Annotated in this window: 16 protein-coding genes; 8 read left to right on the top strand and 8 right to left on the bottom strand. The window is 69.3% G+C overall.

What is annotated here, in order from left to right; translation table 11 throughout:
- Positions 1-32 precede the first annotated feature (32 nt).
- From ACWAT3_RS09750 to ACWAT3_RS09735, 4 genes are all read right to left on the bottom strand, one after another.
- Positions 33-1,367 (bottom strand): DivIVA domain-containing protein, encoded by a 1,335-nt coding sequence (locus ACWAT3_RS09750; protein WP_460797977.1) that lies wholly within the window; start codon positions 1,365-1,367, stop codon positions 33-35.
- 286 nt (positions 1,368-1,653) lie between these two features.
- Complete coding sequence (locus ACWAT3_RS09745) at positions 1,654-2,274, bottom strand: response regulator (protein WP_460797975.1); 621 nt, start codon at positions 2,272-2,274, stop codon at positions 1,654-1,656.
- Complete coding sequence (locus tag ACWAT3_RS09740) at positions 2,271-3,512, bottom strand: sensor histidine kinase (RefSeq protein ID WP_460797974.1); 1,242 nt, start codon at positions 3,510-3,512, stop codon at positions 2,271-2,273. The genes ACWAT3_RS09745 and ACWAT3_RS09740 overlap by 4 nt, the downstream gene beginning before the upstream one ends.
- A gap of 38 nt (positions 3,513-3,550) precedes the next feature.
- Positions 3,551-4,000: a DUF2871 domain-containing protein gene (locus ACWAT3_RS09735; RefSeq protein WP_460797972.1), complete on the bottom strand. Its 450-nt coding sequence runs from the start codon at positions 3,998-4,000 to the stop codon at positions 3,551-3,553.
- A gap of 218 nt (positions 4,001-4,218) precedes the next feature.
- Between ACWAT3_RS09735 and ACWAT3_RS09730 the strand changes: the two genes are divergently transcribed.
- A complete protein-coding gene (locus ACWAT3_RS09730; RefSeq protein WP_460797970.1) occupies positions 4,219-4,878 on the top strand; it encodes a GTP cyclohydrolase II in 660 nt (219 codons plus the stop codon).
- Between the two features lie 256 nt (positions 4,879-5,134).
- Here ACWAT3_RS09730 and ACWAT3_RS09725 read toward each other — a convergent pair whose 3' ends face one another.
- Entirely contained in the window at positions 5,135-6,007 is an 873-nt protein-coding gene (locus ACWAT3_RS09725; protein ID WP_460798568.1) for an aldo/keto reductase, read from the bottom strand.
- A gap of 190 nt (positions 6,008-6,197) precedes the next feature.
- On the opposite strand from ACWAT3_RS09725, the gene ACWAT3_RS09720 reads away from it, so the two are divergent.
- Positions 6,198-6,794: an MmyB family transcriptional regulator gene (locus tag ACWAT3_RS09720; protein ID WP_460797968.1), complete on the top strand. Its 597-nt coding sequence runs from the start codon at positions 6,198-6,200 to the stop codon at positions 6,792-6,794.
- Here the strand turns inward: ACWAT3_RS09720 and ACWAT3_RS09715 are convergent.
- The gene (locus ACWAT3_RS09715) at positions 6,784-7,722 is read right to left on the bottom strand and encodes a DUF1214 domain-containing protein (protein ID WP_460797966.1); all 939 of its coding nucleotides are present in this window, start codon (positions 7,720-7,722) and stop codon (positions 6,784-6,786) included. The two genes, ACWAT3_RS09720 and ACWAT3_RS09715, sit on opposite strands and share 11 nt — an antisense overlap.
- A gap of 99 nt (positions 7,723-7,821) precedes the next feature.
- On the opposite strand from ACWAT3_RS09715, the gene ACWAT3_RS09710 reads away from it, so the two are divergent.
- The gene (locus ACWAT3_RS09710) at positions 7,822-8,145 is read left to right on the top strand and encodes a helix-turn-helix domain-containing protein (RefSeq protein ID WP_460797964.1); all 324 of its coding nucleotides are present in this window, start codon (positions 7,822-7,824) and stop codon (positions 8,143-8,145) included.
- 81 nt (positions 8,146-8,226) lie between these two features.
- Here the strand turns inward: ACWAT3_RS09710 and ACWAT3_RS09705 are convergent, their stop codons facing one another.
- Positions 8,227-8,817, bottom strand: coding sequence for a ClpP family protease (locus ACWAT3_RS09705; protein ID WP_460797962.1), 591 nt, complete (start codon positions 8,815-8,817; stop codon positions 8,227-8,229).
- On the bottom strand, positions 8,814-9,428 hold the full coding sequence (locus ACWAT3_RS09700) for a ClpP family protease (RefSeq protein WP_460797961.1): 615 nt from the start codon (positions 9,426-9,428) through the stop codon (positions 8,814-8,816). Before ACWAT3_RS09700 ends, ACWAT3_RS09705 begins: the two co-directional genes overlap by 4 nt.
- Positions 9,429-9,540: 112 nt before the next feature.
- Between ACWAT3_RS09700 and ACWAT3_RS09695 the strand changes: the two genes are divergently transcribed.
- The 5 genes from ACWAT3_RS09695 to ACWAT3_RS09675 are packed head-to-tail and all read left to right on the top strand — an operon-like array spanning position 9,541 to position 15,761.
- Positions 9,541-10,449: a metal ABC transporter substrate-binding protein gene (locus ACWAT3_RS09695; protein WP_460797959.1), complete on the top strand. Its 909-nt coding sequence runs from the start codon at positions 9,541-9,543 to the stop codon at positions 10,447-10,449.
- Entirely contained in the window at positions 10,446-11,177 is a 732-nt protein-coding gene (locus tag ACWAT3_RS09690) for a metal ABC transporter ATP-binding protein (RefSeq protein ID WP_460797957.1), read from the top strand. The genes ACWAT3_RS09695 and ACWAT3_RS09690 overlap by 4 nt, the downstream gene beginning before the upstream one ends.
- Positions 11,178-11,215: 38 nt before the next feature.
- Positions 11,216-12,037: a metal ABC transporter permease gene (locus tag ACWAT3_RS09685; RefSeq protein ID WP_460798567.1), complete on the top strand. Its 822-nt coding sequence runs from the start codon at positions 11,216-11,218 to the stop codon at positions 12,035-12,037.
- Positions 12,038-12,095: 58 nt separating this feature from the next.
- On the top strand, positions 12,096-14,006 hold the full coding sequence (locus tag ACWAT3_RS09680; protein WP_460797955.1) for a M3 family metallopeptidase: 1,911 nt from the start codon (positions 12,096-12,098) through the stop codon (positions 14,004-14,006).
- A 57-nt stretch (positions 14,007-14,063) separates the two neighbouring features.
- Complete coding sequence (locus tag ACWAT3_RS09675) at positions 14,064-15,761, top strand: AMP-binding protein (protein WP_460797953.1); 1,698 nt, start codon at positions 14,064-14,066, stop codon at positions 15,759-15,761.
- The last annotated feature ends 43 nt before the right edge of the window (positions 15,762-15,804 follow it).

Here is a 15,804-nt window from a genome sequence, read left to right as displayed (position 1 = left end):
GACGTTGCCGTGGCCTGCCCCGTTCGGCCTGTTCAACGAGCGTCGGAGTCCTCCGCCGGCTCGAGCTCCTCGGCGACGTCGACGGCCTCGACGAGCTCGTCGTCGTCCTCGTCGTCCACGGCATCCGCGGGCTCCGCGGCCAGCACGCCGTCCGGGCGGATCAGCTCGCGCACCTCGGCCATGAAGCTGTTGAGCTGCTGCTGCTGCCAGCGCAGCTGGCGCGTGCGGTCCTCCGCGTCGCGCAGCACCTCGGTGGTGTGCCCGATCACGGTCTCGACGATCTTCTGCGCCTTGACACGCGCGCGGTCGAGCGTCTCTCGGGCACGCACCTGAGCATCCGATTCGATCGTCTGCGCCTGCGAACGCATCAGGCGCTCGTAGTCGTCGGCCTTGGCCGAGATGCGCTGCGCGTGCTCGAGCGACGACTGCACCTGCTCGTTCGCGTCGCCGGTGATGCGCTCGGCGTGCGCCACGGCCTGGTTGTGCAGCGTCAGGAACTCCTGCTGCGCGTCGTTCTGGCGGCGCGTCAGGCTCTCTTCGAACTCGAGCACGCGGGTGTTCATCTCGCGGACCTCGCGCTCGGCATCCGCGCGCTGCTGCTGCGTCTCGCGCGTGACCATCGAGCGCAGCGCTGCCGAGCCCTTCTCGGCCTCGGCGCGGACTGCGGCGGCCTCCTGCTCGGCCTGCGTCACCTTCTCGGCGGCGTGCGTCCCCTCGCGCGCGATGCGCGCCTCGTGCGCGGTGTACTCGGTGTCGATGCGCAGACGCACCTGGTCGGCCTCGGACTGCGCCTCCGCCGTGATGCGGGCGACGTCCGCTGCGAGTTCGGCACGCTTGGACTCGGCCTCTTCCCGTGCGGCCTCGAGCAGACGCTCCGCCTGCGTGGCGGCATTCTGGATCAGGACCGTCGCCTGCTCCTCCGCGACCCGCAGCACGGCCTCGAACTGCAGACGCGACCCCTCGTCGTCGCCGTCCTTCTTGGGAGCCTCGACGAGCTCGCTCGTCAGCGTCGCGACCTGCTGCTCGGACTCCGCGGCCTGCGCCTGTGCGGCGGCGAGCGCCGCCTCCAGCTCGGCGACGCGCTCCTCGAACTCGGCGATGCGCTGCTCGGATTCGGCACGCGCCGCCTCGGCCTCTGCACGGACGGCATCGGCCTCGCCGCTCGCGCCGTTGCGGGCGAGCGTCACATCGGTCTCGGCCCGCTGCAGCTGCGCGCGCAGCGTCGCGACTGCGGCATCCACCTCGCCCTTGTCGTACCCGCGGAACGCCTGCGTGAACGACGCCTGCTCGCGGGGTGCGCTGCCCCCGCCCTGCACCAGCTGATCGAAGAAGTCGGGCTCTCGTCCGTCGTTGGCGTTGTCGGTCATGAGGAACCTTTCTGACGGTTCCGCCGCACGGCATCGCAGGATGCCGTCGAAGCGGAGAGAGGGGGAAGATGGCGCGAAGCTCGCGACACATCCTAATCCGTCCCGATGCGTCGGTGAGGCAGGGAGAAGTCGGGCGACGTCGACTCGATGCGGCATAGCGAGAAAGGCTTGCGATGCCCTCTCGCGTTCCGCAAACGCCCGCACACCATGGCGTTCGTCGGCGGAGCGCTCGTGGTGCTCGGCATCCTCGCGAGCGAACTGCGGATCCTACGACGCCGCGACCGAGTCAGATCAGGCCCTCCTCCTGAGCGCGGCTGACGGCCTTCGCCCTGCTCTCCACGTGCAGCTTGCCGAAGAGGTTCACAAGATGCGTCTTCACGGTGGCCTCCGTGACGAACAGTGCACGTGCGATCTCGCGGTTCGAGGCTCCGGCACCGAGCAGACCGAGTACCTCCTGCTCGCGTTCGGTCAGCCGCACCTGCGGCCTGCGCCTCCCCGCGGCGACACGCTCGGCGAGCTCAGGGGCGAGGACCAGCTGCCCGGCGGCGGCCTGCGCGAGCGCCCGCATGATCGTCTCCGGCGACACGTCCTTGAGCAGGTATCCGGCCGCACCGGCTTCGATCGCTCGGAGGATGTCGGCATCCCGGTCGTAGGTGGTGAGGATGATGACCGCCGGCGCCGGGTCAAGCGCGCGCAGCGCTGCGGTCGTCGCCACACCATCCATGCCCTCTCCCAGGCGCAGGTCGCAGAGCACCACGTCCGGACGCAGCATCCGCGCCGCGGCGACCGCCTGCTCCCCCGTGCCGGCCTCGCCGGCGATGTCGACGTCGTCCTGGTGCGCGAACAGCGCGCGCAGACCGGTGCGCACGATCGGATGATCGTCGACGAGCAGCACGGAGATCGTCACGCGAACCCTCCCGTCGGCGCGTGAGCGGACAACGCGGCGCCCTCACCCTCTGCGCTCTCCACGTCGAGTCCGCCGCCGAGTTCACGCAGCCGCTCCCGCATGGCGTGGAGACCGTAACCGCTGCCGTCCGCACCGCGACGCGCCGTGCCCCAGAGTGCGGCATCGAAGCCCCGTCCATCGTCCACGATGTCCAGGCGCACGGTGTCACCAGCCTGCGCCAGACTCAGCGTCACGCGGCGCGCACCGGAGTGCATCCGCACGTTGGCCAGCGCCGATTGCGCCGTGCGCAGCAGAGCGACCTCGACAGGCATCGGCAACGGTCCCAGGTCCGGATCGACGCGAAGTTCCGCTTCGATCCCGGTCTCGGCGGCGAGGTGCTCGACCATGCGCCGCAGCGCACCGGCGAGTGCCGTCTCGTCCAGTTCGGCGGGAGCGAGCGCGTCGATGATCCGGCGGACGTCCGTGAGCGAGTCGTGTGCGATCCGACCGATCTGCTGCAGCGCGCGATCAGCGGAGTGGTCGACCACCTCATCGCGCGCGGCGCGTGACAGCATCCCGATCGACGACAGCCCCTGCGCGACCGTGTCGTGGATGTCGCGTGACAGCCGTGTGCGCTCCGCGATCACGCCGGCCTCGCGCTGCGTGCGAGCGAGCTCCTCCTGCAGCTCGGCCATCTCATCCTGCGCGCGCAGCAGCGAGTCGACGAGACGTTGCCGATCGCGCATGTCGGCGGCCAGCTCGACGTAGCCGCGCGCGAGCCCGAAGGCGAACAGTCCACCGATGAGGGGCCCGATGACATTCGCGTAGGTCGTCGCGCCGTGGTGCATGAGGGGTGCAGCGATGGCGAGGATCAGCACGGTTGCGCCGAAGACCGCAGCCACGGCCAGGGGCAGTAGATAGCCGGCCAGCAGCCAGAGCGGGAAGGCGACCCAGACGTACTCCGCCGAGACCATCAGCCCCACCGCCCACAGGATGCCGAGTCCGACGAGCCACAGCGCACCCTGTCGCGCGTCGCGATACCGCGCGGCGATCGTCAGGCCGATGGCGTACCAGCCGAGGAACAGCACCGACGCGGCCACCGCGGACGGCACCGGCGCCCCGTCGGCGACGGCCCTGATCGTCGCGATCACGACGAGCAGTCCGGTGAGGACGACCTGCCCCGCCCGCATCGACCGCAGCACGCCGGCGAGGGTGCGCAGGGACATGCCGGTGCGGTCGGTGTCGGTCGGGGCGGCCATGGACCGATTCTCCTCGGTCGTGCGCAGATCCGCGCGGATCAGACGGGTGCAGGAGCGGAGACGGATGCCGCGGCATCCGTCCTGGGGACGAGCGCCTTGCGCAGGGCGAGGAAGAGCAGGATCATCCCGGCCGTCAGCAGCATGTGCCCGAGGCCCGCGATGCCGGCGATCATCTTCGACGACTCGGCGCCGAGGACGGTGAGCGAGCCGTGCACGACGAGCATCCCGCTGGTCACGATGACGCCGGCGTTGTAGATCCAGAAGAACCACGCGAACAGGCGACTGCGCGACAGGGCGAACTGCTTCTCGAGCACGAGCACGATCAGCAGCACGATGAAGCCGAGCGTCAGCAGATGGGTGTGCGCGAGGCCGAGCTGGGTGAACTGCCCTTCGGGGAAGCCGTTGAGCTTGGTGAACTCGCGGTAGAACAGGCCGGAGGCGACGCCGGCGAGCATGTAGGCGAAGGCGGCGTAGAAGAGTCGGGTCATGTGTCCAGCCTCGCCGCGGATGCCCGCCGGCGGTTCCATCGAAGGATGGAGATCCGGCCCTCAAGGACGTCCGGAGTAGTCCTCGTCGGCGACGTGCTCGAGCCAGGTCGTCGTCTCAAGGGGGTCGTCGGCCGACTCCAGCAGCGCGAGGTGCTCCATGAAGCAGTCCTCGGTCGGGCTGCGGGGAATACCCGGTCCGGTGGCGCGTTGCACACCGCATGACAGCATCCTCGACGGTTCTCGCCGCGGCATCCGAGCGCACGCACGTCCGCGTGCCGATGCGCTTCTCAGACGGATACGGGACGGCCGCGGACGTCTTCACCTTCGACGGCCTCGCCGACAGCCGTGAGCACCTGCTGCTCGGACTCGGCGACTGGCAGGGCGCGCTGGAGCGCGCAGCATCCGGAGGGTCTGCGCCGCTCGTGCGTCCGCACAGCGAATGCCTGACCGGTGATGTGTTCGGATCCGAGCGCTGCGACTGCGGTCCACAATTGCGTGAGGCCGTCGAGCGGATCGCTGACGAGGGCGGGTTTCTGCTCTATCTGCGGCAGGAGGGGCGGGGCATCGGCCTGTACGCGAAGCTCGACGCGTACGCGCTGCAGGATGCCGGACTCGACACGTACGAGGCGAACCTCGCCCTCGGCCACGGCGAGGACGAGCGCGACTACACCGCGGCGGCGCAGATGCTGACCGCGGTCGGCGTGCGCGCGATCCGGCTGCTCAGCAACAACCCGGACAAGGCCGTGCAGCTCGAGGGCCTGGGCATCGCGGTGGAGGAGCGCGTGCCCACCGCCGTGCATCTATCGGCGGCGAATGCGGAGTACCTCCGGGCGAAGCGCGATCACACCGCGCACACGATCGACCTCTCGGCCGCGTAGCAGCGATCCGTACCATCCGGTCGCCTCGTACGTGCCGTCGGCGTAGTCGGCCCCGGATGCGGTCGGAGCAGCGTCTGGGCTCACGGCGGCCTCCTCGGGCTCAGTGTCCTCCGCAGGCAGCGCGCCGGCGCATCCGACCAGCCCGGCGAGAGCGAGCGCAGCCGCCAACGGGCCGCCGAGCCGCTTCGCATCGCGCACATCACTCGATCCGCGGTCGGGCGGCGACGACGTGCGCGATTCGAAAGCGGTGGGCATGTCAGGCCTCGGGAATCTCTCGTCCGAACGTTTCGAGTGTGACGGCCTCGGGCTCGGGGCCCCGGCGCACTTCGGTGTCCAGCGCGTCGATGGACGCCAGCTCGTCGACGGAGAGCTCGAAGTCAAAGACGTCGAAGTTCTCCTGTATGCGCGCGGGGCGCACCGACTTCGGCAGCGCTGACCGGCCCTGCTGCAGGTGCCAGCGCAACATCACCTGCGCCGGGGACTTGTCGTGGGCCGCACCGATCGCCTTCAGCGTCTCGTCGTCGAACGCGGATGCGCCGTTCGGACGATACGCCGTGATGCCGCCGATCGGCGACCAGGCCTGAGTCACGGTGCCGGCCGCGGCATCCGCCTGCTGCACCGCACGCTGCTGGAAGTACGGGTGCACCTCGATCTGATTGACCGCCGGGATGACGCTCGTCTCCTCGGTCAGGTGTGCGAGGTGGTCGAGCATGAAGTTGCTCACGCCGATGGCACTGACGCGGCCGTCGGCGAGCAGCTTCTCGAGCGCCTTGTAAGCGCCGACGGTGAGGTCGAAGCGCGTGGGCAGCGCCTGGTGCAGGATCAGCAGATCGAGCCGGTCGACGCCGAGCTTTCCGGTGGACTTCTCGAACGCGTGCAGCGTCTCGTCGTATCCGTAGTCGCTGATCCAGACCTTCGTCTCGATGAAGACGTCGTCGCGAGCGATGCCGACGCGGCGGATCGCTTCGCCGACCTCGCGCTCATTGCCGTACGCGGCGGCGGTGTCGATGAGCCGGTAACCGGTCTCGAGGGCCGCGCTGACCGCGTCGACCGTCTCCTCCGGAGCCGACTGGAAGACGCCGAAGCCGAGCGCGGGCATCTGGATGCCGTTGTTGAGAGTGATGTTCATGGTCATGCCTCCAGTGTGGATGTGGTTGCGAATTCGAGGGAGGGGCTGTCGGTACCTGGTGGAACGTGTTGACGACGCCCGATGCGGCTCCGGCATCCTCCGGTGCCGTGCCGGCGATGCCGAACGTGGCCGTGCTGTTGCGGGGCTTGGTCATCTGCTCGATCTCGCCCGTACGGCGAATGCCTCACCGGTGGCGCGCAAGCCGCGCAAGAAGGCGGAGGGACTGCGCCCCAGCATCCTGCGCCTGTTGGACGCCATGACCGAAGCACCTGCGCTGGTGCGCAACAACTACTTCGACTACCTCGCGGGCAACGCACTCGGCAGGGCCCTGTACGCCCCATTGTTCGCCGAGCCCGCCCCCAACAGCGCCCGATTCGCGTTCCTGAACCCGGCCGCGCAGGAGTTCTACCCGGAGTGGGAGCGCAACACGCAGGAGCTCGTCGCCGCGATGCGCGGCGAGGCAGGGCGCAACCCGTACGACAGGAAGCTCACCGATCTCGTCGGCGAGCTGTCGACGCGCAGCGACCGGTTCCGCACGTTGTGGGCAGCGCACAACGTGCGCTTCCACCGCACCGGCGTGAAGAGGCTCAACCATCCCGTGTTCGGTGAGCTCGAACTCACCTATGAGGCTTTCGAGCTGCCCGCCGACGCAGGCCTGCACCTGTCGACCTACACGGCGGAGCCGGGATCCGCGTCGGCCGACAAGCTGAAGCTGCTCGCCAGCTGGGCGGCATCGGATGCCGCGGTTCCGGATCCGTCCCGCACCCGCACCCGCGCTACACGCTGATCGTCGGGAACGTCCAGGTGCCGTCGGTGATCTCGGGACGTGGGCGATACAGCCGCACCAGGTAGTTCCACCCCTCGGTGATCGGGATCGCATTCGGCGTCTCAGGCGGGTAGTCACCGAAGCGCACGGTCGTCGATCCATCGGAGTTCTTCTCGCCCGTGATGTTGTTGACCGTGTAGGAGTCGCGGCTGTTCGGCTCGAAGTAGCCTTCCGCGTTGTACACCGAGATCGACCAGAAGCCGTCTACCGGTACGTCTCGGACGGTGAGCTCGTACTGCCCGACCGGCAACCGAGGATCCACGCCGATGTACGACGCCTCGCTGGTGGGCAGCCCACCCCACCCTGCCGCCGTCCCGATGAGATGACGAACGGGTTCGACCTCATCCGGGGCACCGAACATGCGGTCGAAGCCGGTGAGGTTCCTGGCGAGGGAGAGCAGTGCGTCCCGCGTCTCGTCGAAGGACTCCGCGTCGTAGTCCGGGTACTCGAAGCCCTCCGCGGAGCGGGCCTTCAGCCGAATGCCGTCCTGCAGTGCCGCCACTCTCCGCACGTCCTCGGGGTCGGCCGGGTCGACGAGGATCCGCACGGCCACGACGACGTGATCGCTGCCGAGTTCCTCGGCGCGGAGCACGTAGTCGCCGGCATCGTGAAAGACCGACTGCACGAAGTGGTCCGCGTTCACGATCATCGCGGAGAGATAGCGACCATCGGCATCGGGAAGCGTGAGGATGGCCTCATCCGAGACATCGGCGACAGCGAAGCTGTAGAGGGTGTCACGGTTCAGACGGATCACCGTCTGGCGGTCGATCGCCGCCGGTTCACGGTTGTGCAGGAAGACGTTGACGCCCTCTGCGCTCTCCTGCAGATCGTGGAACATCCGATCCGTCTCGGCGCGGACGAAATTGTCAGCATTCACGTGAGTGGTCACGAGGTCGATCCTGCCACAGTGCGGCGACATCCCGGAGCACCGGTTCTGCTCTGAGCAGAACCGGTCGATCACGACGGCGAGAGCGGCCTATCGTGAGGCATGGTCGACATCGTCCCGTTCCCGCGTCCCGCGAACCGCGACCCGGAGCCGCTCTGGCGCCACCTGCTGGGTGACCAGTTGCGACGTCGGCGCCATGACCGCAACGAGACCCTCACCGAGACCGCCGACACGGCCGGCGTCTCGCCGCAGTACCTCTCCGAGGTCGAACGAGGGCTCAAGGAGCCGTCGAGCGAGATGATCGCCGCGATCGCCGGGGCGCTCGACACGAGTCTCATCGAGCTCACCAGCTCGATCGCGGATGAGCTCCGATCGGCACCGGCATCCGCATCCGCCGGGCGCGGAGCCTTCGCCCTCGCCGCCTGACGCGGCGCAGGTCGGACGGGCGGCACGCGAGGCCACGACGCCGTCTCCGGCGCCGGGCTCGCGGCGGGCCCCGTTATGCGGTCAGCCGCGGGCGCCGAGGACCGTGTCGATCAGTCCGTACTCCTGGGCCGCGGATGCCGTGAACACCCGATCCCGATCGGTATCGGCCCGCAGCGACTCGACCGAACGGCCGGTGTGGTGTGCGAGGACGGCCTCGAGATCCGAACGCACCCGCACGACCTCGTCGGCCGCGAGGATCAGGTCCGGGATCGCGCCGCGCGATTGACCGGCCGGCTGGTGCAGCACGATGCGCGCGTGCGTCAGCGCCGCACGCTGCCCTGGCGCTCCGGCCGCGACGAGCAGCGCGGCCGGCCCGATCGCCTGCCCGACGCAGGTCGTCGCGATGGTGGGGCGGATGTGCTGCATCGTGTCGTAGATCGCCAGCGCCGCGCCTGGATCGCCTCCCTCGCTGTTCACGTAGAACTGGATGGCGGCCTCCGGGGCATCCGCGTCGAGATGCAGCAGCTGCGCGATCAGCGCATTCGCCACCCCGGCGTCGATGCCGGTGCCGAGATAGATCACCCGCTCGGCGAGCAGGTGCGAGTAGACGTCCATGATGCGCTCGCCCCGCGGATGCTGCGCGATGACGTTGGGGATCGTGTAGCTGCTCATGACTGTCCTCCCAGTCCGACCCGTGCGCGCCGGCGCGGGAACACCTCGGCGGTCGAGGTGATGATCTCGTCGATGAATCCGTAGGCGAGTGCTTCGGATGCCGTGTACCACCGGTCGTGCAGGGAGTCCTCGAAGATGCGCTCCGGCGACTGGCCGGTGTCGTCCGCGATGAGGCCGAGCACCGTGTCGCGCATCTGGCGGAGATCGTCGGCCTGCACCTCGATCTCGACGGCGGATCCGCCGATCCCCGCCGACCCCTGGTGCATGAGCACCCGCGCGTGCGGCAGCGCCCGGCGCTTACCCTTCGCCCCGCCGGAGAGCAGGAACTGCCCGGCGCTGGCCGCCATCCCCAGGACGAGCGTCGACACGTCGTTGGGGATGAGCTGCATGAGGTCGCGGATCGCGAGCATCGCGGGGACGGAACCACCGGGCGAGTGGATCCACAGGGCGATGTCCGCGACCGGATCCTCGGTGGACAGGGTCAGCAGCTGCGTCATCAGCAGCGTGCCGTTGTCGTCGTCGAGGGCGCCATCGAGCACGAGGACGCGTTCGTGGAAAAGCGCTCGCCTGGCCTCGGCGCCGAACTGCGGGATCGGGGTGTCTTCGCTCATGGGTCCAGCGTGCGCCCCGGCATCCGGGTCCGCGCGGGAATCTGCCGACGGCGGATCCGCCGTGAGCAGTGCATCGCTTGTTTTAGGCATACCGAAAAGGTAGGTTTTCGGTATGCCTAAAAATCTTCGCATCGTCGCGTCCGCGTGCGCTGCCGGAGTGCTCGCGCTCACGGGTTGCAGCGGGCCGAACGCGGCATCCGATGACGACCGCCCGATGGTGCTGACGACGTTCACCGTCCTCGCGGACATCGCCGAGAACGTCGCGGGCGAGCACCTGCGCGTGGAGTCGATCACCAAGCCGGGCGCCGAGATCCACGGCTACGAGCCCACCCCAGGCGACATCCGGAAGGCGGCCGATGCGGACCTCATCCTCGACAACGGGCTGAACCTCGAGGTGTGGTTCGCGCAGTTCGTCGAGACGGTCGACGTCCCCCACGCCGTGGTCTCCGAAGACGTCGACGTGATCGACATCACCGGCGACGCGTACGCGGGAAAACCCAACCCGCACGCCTGGATGAGTCCCGCGAACGTGCAGCTCTACGTCGACGCGATGGTCGAGGCGTTCACCGAGCTCGATCCTGCCCACGCCGACGACTTCGCCGCGAACGCCGAGTCCTACAAGGCGGACCTGCAGCAGGTGCAGGACGACCTCACAGCCTCCCTCGCCGCGCTTCCCGAGAACCAGCGCGCGCTCGTCACGTGCGAGGGCGCGTTCTCGTATCTCGCCAGGGATGCCGGCCTCACCGAGGCCTACATCTGGCCGGTCAACGCCGAGCAGCAGGCGACACCGCAGCAGATCGCGGACGTCATCGAGTTCGTCGACGACAACGACGTCCCTGCGGTGTTCTGCGAGTCCACCGTCTCGGACAAGCCCATGCAGCAGGTCGTCGAGGCGACGGATGCCGCGTTCGGCGGCATCCTCTACGTCGACTCGCTCTCGGAGGCCGACGGGCCCGTCCCGACGTATCTCGATCTGATCCGGCACGACGCCGACACGATCGTGGAAGGTCTGACCGGATGAACGCGATCGAGGTCCGCGGCGTCACGGTCCGCTACGGCGACGTGCTCGCGCTGGACGATGTCTCCCTCGCCGTCGACGCGGGGCGCGTCACGGGGCTGATCGGAATGAACGGCTCAGGCAAGTCCACGCTGTTCAAGTCGATCCTCGGGCTCGTGCGTCCGTCCGCCGGGACGGTGGCGCTGGAGGGCGGCGACTCGGCATCCGCTCGGCGCCGCGGCCTGGTCGGATACGTCCCGCAGAGCGAGGACGTGGACTGGTCGTTCCCCGTCTCCGTGCGCGACGTCGTCATGATGGGCCGCTACGGCCGGCAGGGGATGACGCGGCGAGCGCGCACCGCCGACCGCACGGCCGTCGACGAGGCCCTCGAACGCGTCGAACTGCACGACCTGGCCGACCGGCAGATCGGCCAGCTGTCCGGCGGGCAGCGCAAGCGCGCGTTCGTCGCCCGCGGGATCGCCCAGGATGCCGGCATCCTGCTGCTCGACGAGCCGTTCGCGGGCGTCGACAAGCGCAGCGAGGCGACGATCGTGCGGCTGCTGCGCGAGCTCGCGGCATCCGGTCGGACCGTGCTCGTGTCGACCCACGACCTGCACGCCCTGCCGGACCTCGCGGACGAAGCCGTGCTGCTGCTGCGCCGCGTGCTCTTCCACGGATCGGTCGCCGAGGCGCTCGAGCCGGCCCGGCTGGCCCGCGCCTTCGGGCTGGATGCCGAGGAGGGGGCCGCGTGATCTGGGACTGGATCCTCGAACCCCTGCAGTACGACTTCATGGTGCGGGCGCTTGCGACGACCGTGATGGCCGCCGTCGTCTGCGCGCTGCTGTCGTGCTGGCTCGTCCTCGTGGGCTGGTCACTGATGGGTGACGCCGTTTCGCACGCCGTGCTCCCCGGAGTCGTTATCGCCTACGTCGTCGGCGCACCGTTCGCCCTCGGGGCGCTGGTGTTCGGGTTCCTCGCGGTGGCACTGATCGGCGCGATCCGCGGCACCAGCCGAGTGAAGGAGGATGCCGCGATCGGCATCGTCTTCACCACCCTGTTCGCACTCGGACTCGTGCTCATCTCGGTCACCCCGAGCCAGACGGATCTCAACCACATCATCTTCGGGAACATCCTCGGGGTGTCGAGGAGCGACCTCCTGCAGGTCGGCATCCTCGCCGCCGTCGCGTTCACGGTGCTGATCGTCAAGCGCCGCGACCTCACGCTGTACGCGTTCGACCCGACGCACGCGTTCGCGATCGGCCTCTCCCCCCGGATGCTGGGGGCTCTGCTGCTCGGCATCCTCGCCTTGACGGCGGTCGTGGCCCTGCAAGTGGTCGGAGTAGTGCTCGTCGTCGCCATGCTCATCATCCCGGGCGCCACAGCGCAGCTGCTGACCGACCGATTCGGACGAATGCTGCTGATCGCGCCCGTCCTGTCTGCGGTGTGCAGCGTCACCGGGATCTACCTCAGCTACTGGTGGGATGCCGCACCGGGCGGACTCGTCGTCGTCGTGCAGGGTGCGGCGTTCGTCCTGGTGTATCTGTTCGCACCGCGGCAGGGAGTGATCGGGCGGCACGTGTTCGCCCGGCGGACCCGGTCCCCCGCGCAGTGACACCCCAAGGCGACCGGACACGCGGGCGCGGACGGAGCATCCGCCTAGGCTGAAGCGCATGGCTCTCGAACCGCTCGCCCTGCCCGCTGACGACTGGAACGCGTTCATCTCCGACCGCGCCGAGACCTCGCTCGCAACAGCGCGCGACATCGTCGACCGCCTCAAGGACGGCACCCCGCGGTCGGCGCCCGCCACGCTCGAGCTGTGGAACATCGGCGAGATCGCCACCGCGAACGCGTCCAGCTTCACGCAGCTGCTCGCCGAGGTGCATCCGGATGCCGAGGCCCGCGAACTGGCCGAGCAGGCGCTGCAGGAGGCATCCGCCTTCGTGACCGAACGCGACCAGGACCGCGCGCTATACGAGGTCCTGGCGGCGCTCGATCCTGCCGACCTGGACGCGCAGGCTTCGCGCCTGCTCGAGCGCATTCTGCGCGACTTCCGCCGTGGCGGCGTCGACCAGGATGACGCGACGCGCGCTCGACTCGCCGAGATCAGCGCCCGCATCACCGTCGTCGACCAGGAGTTCTCGCGCAACGTCCGCGACGATGTCCGCAGCATCCGCATCGCGCCGGAGCGCCTGGCCGGGCTCCCCGACGACTTCATCGCGGCGCATCCGGTCGGCGACGACGGCCTGGTGGAGATCACGACCGACTACCCGGACTTCCGGCCGTTCCGCGCCTACGCGCACGACGCGGCCGCGCGCGAGGAGATCGCCCGCGCCTACAACGATCGCGGCTGGCCGGCGAACGATTCCCTGCTGCACGAGCTGCTCGATCTGCGCGCCGAGCAGGCACACCTGCTGGGGTACGCCTCGTGGCCGGACTTCGATGCCGAGGTGAAGATGATCGGCACCGGCGAGGCGATCGGCGACTTCATCGAGCGCATCACCGACCTCGCGGCCGATCGCGCTGCGGCCGACCGCGATGCGCTGCTGGCCCGTGCACGCGAGGACGACCAAGCGATCACCGAGATCACGACCGCGGACGCCGAGTACTACGGCGAGATCCTGCGCCGCGAGAATCACGAGGTCGACGCGCAGGAGGTGCGCCGCTACTTCGACTTCGCGCGCGTGCGCCAGGGCCTGCTGGACGTGACCGGCCGACTGTTCGGGATCAGCTACCGCGAGCTCGACGCCCCGACCTGGTCGGATGAGGTCGCGACCTACGACGTCGTCCGCGGCGACGAGCGCATCGGTCGGATCCACCTCGACCTCCATCCGCGCGAGGGCAAGTACAAGCACGCGGCGCAGTTCGATCTCGTCACCGGTGTGCGCGGCATCCAGCTCCCCGAGGGAGTGCTCGTGTGCAACTTCCCCCGCGGCCTCATGGAGCACGAGCAGGTCAAGACGCTGTTCCACGAGTTCGGTCACCTGCTGCACCACGTCCTCGGCGGCGACCAGCGGTGGGCGCGGTTCTCCGGCGTCGCGACGGAGTGGGACTTCGTCGAGGCCCCCTCGCAGATGCTCGAGGAATGGGCCTGGGATGCCGACATCCTGCAGACCTTCGCTCTGGATGCCGGCGGCGCACCGATCCCGGCCGACCTCGTGTCCCGCATGCGCGAGGCCGCGGATTCCGACCGTGGGCGCGCGGTGCGGACGCAGATCTTCTACGCCGCGGTGTCGTACCGGCTGCACCTGGAGCGCCCGGCAGACCACGACGCCGCGCTGGCGGAGCTGTCCGAGCGCTACTCGGTCATCGCGCGCCTGCCCGACACGCACTTCCAGGCCGGTTTCGGGCACCTGACGGCGTACAGCTCGGGCTACTACACGTACATGTGGAGCCTGGTGATCGCCAAGGATCTGTTCAGCGCGTTCGACCGTTCGGACATGTTCGCCGCGGACGTCGCCGGCCGGTACCGCGACGAGGTGCTCGCGCGCGGCGGATCAGCGGATGCCGCGGACCTCGTCGAGTCGTTCCTCGGCCGCCCGTACTCGTTCGACGCCTTCGGCGCGTGGCTGGCCGGGGTCTGACGCCCCCCTTCGCTCGTCGGGCACGGCGGACCGCCCGCCGGGTGCAGGATGGAACTCATGACCCGTCCTGCCACCGCCGCCACGACCGCCATCCGCGAGATGCGCGACTTCCTCTTCGATCACGCCACGGACTACGACGGCGCCCGCGCCGGGTTCCACTGGCCGCAGCTGGAGTCCTTCAACTTCGCACTCGAGTGGTTCGACGTCGTCGCGGGCGAGCACCCGGAGCGTCCGGCGGTGCAGATCGTCTCCGCCGACCTCAGCGTCCGCACGTGGAGCTACGGAGAGCTCTCCCGCCGCAGCGACCAGGTGGCGAACTGGCTCCTGAGCCTGGGCATCCGTCGCGGCGATCACGTCATCGTGATGCTGAACAACTCGATCGAGCTGTGGGAGGTCATGCTCGCCATCACGAAGATCGGCGCCGTGTCGATCCCCACCTCGACGCTGCTCTCGGCATCCGACCTGGCGTACCGGATCGAGCACGGCGAGGCCACGGCCGTCGTGACCCTCGGGTCGCTCGCGGATCGTGTCGACGGCGATGTGCTGCGGATCGCGGTCGGCGCAGCGCCCGACGGCTGGACCGACTTCGCCGAGTCGGCGAGCGCGCAGGACGCCTTCGACCCGGATGACTCGACCCCGGCATCCGACACCAGCCTGCTGTACTTCACGTCGGGGACGACCAGCCGGCCCAAGCTCGTGCAGCACACGCATGTCTCGTATCCGGTCGGCCACCTGTCGACCATGTGGTGGCTGGGCGTGCGTCCGGAGGACGTGCACCTGAACATCTCGTCGCCCGGCTGGGCCAAGCACGCCTGGTCGAGCTTCTACTCGCCGTTCCTCGCGCAGGCGACCGTGTTCGTGTACAACTACGACCGCTTCGACGCGAACACGCTGATGCAGGTCATGGAGACGCACCAGGTGTCGACCTTCTGCGCTCCGCCGACGGTCTGGCGGATGCTGATCCAGGCCGACCTCGGGCGCCTCGCGCATCCTCCTCGCGAGCTGGTCGGTGCCGGCGAGCCGTTGAACCCTGAGGTCATCATGCGGGTGCGACAGGCGTGGGGCGGGACGATCCGCGACGGCTTCGGGCAGACCGAGATGACCGCCTGCGTCGGCAACTCCCCCGGCCAGGTCGTCAAGGACGGATCGATGGGCCGCCCGCTGCCCGGCTATCCGGTCGTGCTGCTGGACCCGGTCACCGGTGCGGTGACCTCCGCGGAGGGCGAGATCGCGCTCGACCTCGCCGACGCACCGGTCGGCCTGATGGCCGGTTACTACCGGGATGCCGCGAAGACCGCCGAGTCCCGCGAGGGCGGTTTCCACCACACCGGCGACATCGCGACCCGCGACGCGGACGGCTACCTCACCTACATCGGGCGCGCGGACGACGTCTTCAAGGCCTCCGACTACAAGATCTCGCCGTTCGAGCTCGAGTCTGTGCTGCTCGAGCACGAGCTGGTGATCGAGGCGGCGGTGATCCCGAGCCCGGACGCGACGCGGCTGTCGGTTCCGAAGGCGTACGTCTGCCTCCGACCGGATGCCGAGGACGAAGCCGCCGCGGCATCCGCGATCTACGCGTTCGCGCGCGAGCGGCTGTCCGCGCATCTGTGGGTGCGGATCATCGAGTTCGTGCCCGAGCTGCCGAAGACCATCTCGGGGAAGATCCGTCGCGTCGAACTGCGCGCCAGGGAGGCTGAGCGCATCGCCGCCGGCGGGGACCCCGCACGGCAGCACCTCGACCGCGACTACCGCTGAGCGGTGCGGCCGGCTGCGTCAGAGCCGCCCGCGTCAGCGGGCG

This window comes from Microbacterium sp. GXF0217 (genome assembly GCF_054798195.1).
The sequence above is the reverse complement of the archived record's forward strand: the minus strand, read 5'-3'. Positions and strand labels throughout refer to the sequence as shown.